At 58.8% G+C, this 4,124-nt stretch carries 5 protein-coding genes; all 5 read right to left on the bottom strand.

Annotated features, from left to right (window positions below):
* Nucleotides 1-236: hypothetical protein (locus tag H0V78_14140; GenBank protein MBA2352875.1), on the bottom strand; the 236-nt coding region annotated here is incomplete at its 3' end.
* On the bottom strand, nucleotides 217-495 hold the full coding sequence (locus tag H0V78_14135) for a BrnT family toxin (GenBank protein MBA2352874.1): 279 nt from the start codon (nucleotides 493-495) through the stop codon (nucleotides 217-219). The genes H0V78_14140 and H0V78_14135, both read right to left, overlap by 20 nt.
* 143 nt (nucleotides 496-638) lie before the next feature.
* Nucleotides 639-1,625: an oxidoreductase gene (locus H0V78_14130; GenBank protein MBA2352873.1), complete on the bottom strand. Its 987-nt coding sequence runs from the start codon at nucleotides 1,623-1,625 to the stop codon at nucleotides 639-641.
* A gap of 20 nt (nucleotides 1,626-1,645) precedes the next feature.
* The gene (locus tag H0V78_14125) at nucleotides 1,646-2,713 is read right to left on the bottom strand and encodes an AFG1 family ATPase (protein MBA2352872.1); all 1,068 of its coding nucleotides are present in this window, start codon (nucleotides 2,711-2,713) and stop codon (nucleotides 1,646-1,648) included.
* 50 nt (nucleotides 2,714-2,763) lie between these two features.
* Nucleotides 2,764-4,124, bottom strand: a 1,361-nt coding sequence (lpdA, locus tag H0V78_14120) for a dihydrolipoyl dehydrogenase (GenBank protein ID MBA2352871.1), incomplete at its 5' end; no start/stop codon positions are given.

Below are 4,124 nucleotides of genomic sequence, written 5' to 3'. Positions count from 1 at the left end.
CCGCCTGAACGCCGGGTTAGCTTTTTGGTTTGCTCCGTTAATTTCAACAAGCCGCGAAGCGCCTCATTGACAGCCTCGGAGCTTGGGAATGCCTTTGCAATATCAGGACTGAGCAGGACGAGATTTGAACCCTTCTGATAGGCTGCAAGGTACTTTCCCCGTATACCCTTTCCCAGATCTTCGCGGCGGTATTCGGGCCGCAAATCATTGTTCGCTTCAGACTTGGCCTTCTTCATAGATTTTCCTTTCTGCACGAGTTGCGCGACGAGCACTGATTAGACGAGTGCGATTGTTTCGAGAGGCGTGCGAAATGACAAGTAGTTCGCCGGTTCGCGTAACGCCAAATGTCAGGAAGCGAGCCTCGCCAACGGAGTGATCAGGGTCACGAAACGTAAAGGCAAGCGGGTCGCCAAAAATGCTAGTTGCGTCCTCAAAGCCTATGCCATGCTTGCGGAGGTTGGAGACGCCCTTTGATTGATCCCATTCGAACTCCATGCGTCAATTCTAAGGGAGAACGAGCGATAAGCTAACCGTTCGACATGAACGGCAGCAGAGTTGAAGGGACCCTGGATTCTTCTTGCCGCAGCCTGCCCTCCAATGATTAATCGGAGCGGGAATGACAACCGATCAGAGCTTCCCTAATTTATTTTAACGACCGTTCTACCTTTTAATTTGGCCTTCAACAACTTGTCGAACACGCCCGGCAACTCATCGAAATTGATGGTGTGCGCGATCGCGTCCAGATGCCGCGGCTTCAGATCGCTCGCCAGCCTTTCCCAGATATTCCGGCGCAGCGGCATTGCGGTATAGCCCGAATCGACGCCGATCAGGCGCACGCCGCGCAAGATAAACGGCAGCACGGTCGTCTTCAATTCTATGCCGCCGGCGTTGCCGAAACTGGCGATCACGCCATTCTGCTGCATGGTTCTGGTCAACCACGCGAGCGCTTCGCCGCCGACCGAATCGAGCGCGCCGGCCCACAGCATTTTCTCGAGCGGGCGCGTGCCCATCTCCATGCCGTTGCGCGACAAGACTTCGTTCGCGCCCAGCCGTGTCAGATAGTCATGCTCGTCATCCTTGCCGCTGATCGCGGTGACCTGGAAACCAAGGCCGGCAAGCATATCGATACCGAGGCTGGCAACGCCCCCGGTTGCGCCATTGACCACAACTTTGCCGCTGTCGGGCTTGAGGTCGTTCTGCTGCATCAGATGAATGGCGAGTGCGGCTGTATAACCGGCGGTGCCGATGGCCATTGCCTCGAACAGGCTCAGCCCTTGCGGCAGCAGCACTGTCCAGTCGGCCGGTACGCGCACGTATTCCGAGTAGCCGCCGTCGCGTGCGACGCCGAGGTCGTAGCTGGTGGCGATGACTTTATCGCCTTCTTTGAAGCGCTGATCGGTCGATGAAACGACCGTGCCGCTGACGTCGATTCCGCCGACGCATGGGAAGCGGCGGATGACTTTGCCGGCGCCGGTTGCGGCCAGCGCATCTTTGTAATTGACGCTCGAATACGCGGTTTTCAGGACGACTTCGCCCGGATCGAGTTCATCGAGCCGGGTTTCGTCAAACCGGCCCTGCGACTTGCCCTCTTGGTTGAATATCCGATAAGCCTTGAAACTTTCCATGATTCTCCTTCTTGTGAATGCTACGACAGATGTTCGCGGCCCAGGTATTCGCGCGTTTGCATTTCGATCAAGCGGCTGACGGTGCGCTCGAATTCGATGCCGGCCTCGCCCGCATACAAGTGATCTGGCGCTGCCGCGGCGGAAGCGACCAGCTTGACGCGGCGATCGTAAAACTCGTCGATCAGCCAGGTGAAGCGGCGGCGGCGATCGCCTTCTTCCGCCGAAAACCGCGGAATGCCCGACATCAGTACGGTGTGGTAATTTTCGGCAAGCTCGATGTAATCGGCCTGGCCGCGCGGCCCGCCGCACAAAACATCGAAGTCGAACCACACCACCCCTTCGGCATGGCGCCGCGCGCGCAGAACGCGGCCCTCGATATCGAGCTGGTAATCGTGCGCGCCCTCCTCGCCGGCGATAGCCAGAAAAGCGTGCGCCAGGCTTTGCTCGGCCTCATCATCAAGCGGCTGGTGATAGATCTCGACTTTTTCCAGTGCGCGCAATCGGTAGTCGATGCCGGCATCGACGTTGACGACATCGAGGCGAGCTTTCAGTAGCTCTATCGCCGGCAGAAACTGGCTGCGCTGCAGGCCGTCCTGGTACAACTGATCGGGATGGCGATTCGAGGTCGCAACGATCGCCACCCCTTGCTCGAACAAGCCTTCGAGCAAACGCCGCATCAGCATCGCATCGCCTATATCGACGACATGCAATTCGTCGAGACATAACAAGCGCGCTTTGCCCGCCATGATTTTTGCGACCTCGGCGACCGGCTCGGCGGTGCCCTGCAGATCGTGCAGGCTGTGATGGATTTCCTGCATGAAGCGATGAAAGTGGATGCGGCGCTTCTGTTCGATCGGGACCAGCGAGAAAAAACCGTCCATCAAAAAACTCTTGCCGCGGCCGACACCGCCCCACACGTAAATACCGGAGATAGCCCGCTGGCTGGTGAGCAGTTTACGCAGTATGCCCGCTGTCCCGTTTGCGATCAGATCATCGGAAAGCCGCTGGAAATGTTTGACCGCGCGGCGTTGCGCGCGATCGAGCGTATAGCCATGGGCTCGCGCGTAATCGCGCAGGCGGCCGCCCATGTTTTCGGCGTGGCCGGCGGTTTGCTGCAAAGCGCTGGCCATTGACCGGGTTAGATATGCAGCGCACGCGCGTCTACCGCGAGCGCGGCTTCGTGCATGACTTCGGATAGCGACGGGTGAGCGTGCACGATGCGCGCGATATCCTCGCTGGTGGCCGAAAATTCCATGGCTACCACGGCTTCGGCGATCATCTCGGACGCGAACGGTCCGATGATATGCATGCCGAGAATGCGGTCGGATTTCGCGTCGGCGAGAATTTTCACGAAGCCGGCGGTTTCGCCCAGCGCTTTGGCGCGGCCATTGGCCAGGAACGGAAAACGTCCGGCGCGATATTGCGTATCTTGCGCTTTCAGCTCTTGTTCGGTCTTGCCGACCCAGGCGATTTCCGGCGACGTATAGATCACCCACGGGATAGTATCGAGATTGACATGCGACTTTTGCCCGGCGATCAGTTCGGCGACCATCACGCCCTCCTCCGAAGCCTTGTGGGCGAGCATCGGTCCGCGCACCACATCGCCGATGGCGTAGACGTTCGGCAAGTTGGCCCGGCATTCCGCATCGACTTCCACAAAGCCACGCGCGTCGATCTGCAATCCGACCGCATCCGCGCCCAGCCCATCCGTGTTCGGCGCACGGCCGACCGCGACGATCAGCTTGTCGACCACTAGTTCCTGCGCTTGAACTTGTTCCTGTCCCTGACTTTGTTCCTTTCCTTGTACCGAATACTTGATGCGAACTTCATTGCCCGTCTTCGCGACCTCGGCGATCTTGATCCCGGTGATCAATTTGAAGCCGGCTTCCCTGAAAAATATTTTTTGAGCCTCTTTCGCCACGTCGTTGTCGGCTGCCATCAGAAAACCGGGCAGCGCTTCGAGCAATGTGACCTCGGAGCCGAGCCGTCGCCAGACGCTGCCCATCTCCAGACCGATAACGCCGGCGCCGATGACAGCGAGTCGCTTCGGCACTTCGGCAAACTGCAAGGCGCCGACGTTATCGGTGATGAACTCGTTATCGATGGCGACACCGGGGAGCGGGCGCGGAACCGAACCCGTTGCAACGATGACGTGCGCCGCCTCCAGCGTTTCCGTCTGCTCGCCGCTGCGAACTTCGATGCGATAACAATCGCCGCCGGAGACGAATCGCCCAAGTCCCGGGAACAGCGTGACCTTGTTTTTCTTGAACAGACTAGCGACACCGGCGGTCAGCGTATCGACGATTTTATTCTTGCGCGCCAGCATGGCGGCGACGTCGATGCTGACGTTGTCGATCCTGATACCGTGGGCGGCAAATTTGTGCGCCGCGCGCTCGTAATTCTCGGAAGATTCGAGCAGCGCCTTGGATGGGATGCAGCCGACGTTCACACAGGTGCCGCCGAGGCTGGGTTTGCCCTTGGCATTTTTCCAGTCGTCAA

The sequence above is a fragment of the Burkholderiales bacterium genome, from assembly GCA_013695435.1.
In the GTDB taxonomy this organism is placed as follows: Bacteria; Pseudomonadota; Gammaproteobacteria; order Burkholderiales; family JACMKV01; genus JACMKV01.
Note: the sequence above shows the minus strand (reverse complement) of the source record. Positions and strands in the feature narration are given on the sequence as shown.

Bases quoted from the DNA above. Each gene is read 5' to 3' on its own strand.
- H0V78_14135 (MBA2352874.1), bottom strand. From the start codon at position 495: ATGGAGTTCGAATGGGATCAATCAAAGGGCGTCTCCAACCTCCGCAAG.
- H0V78_14130 (MBA2352873.1), bottom strand. From the start codon at position 1,625: ATGGAAAGTTTCAAGGCTTATCGGATATTCAACCAAGAGGGCAAGTCG.
- H0V78_14125 (MBA2352872.1), bottom strand. From the start codon at position 2,713: ATGGGCGGCCGCCTGCGCGATTACGCGCGAGCCCATGGCTATACGCTC.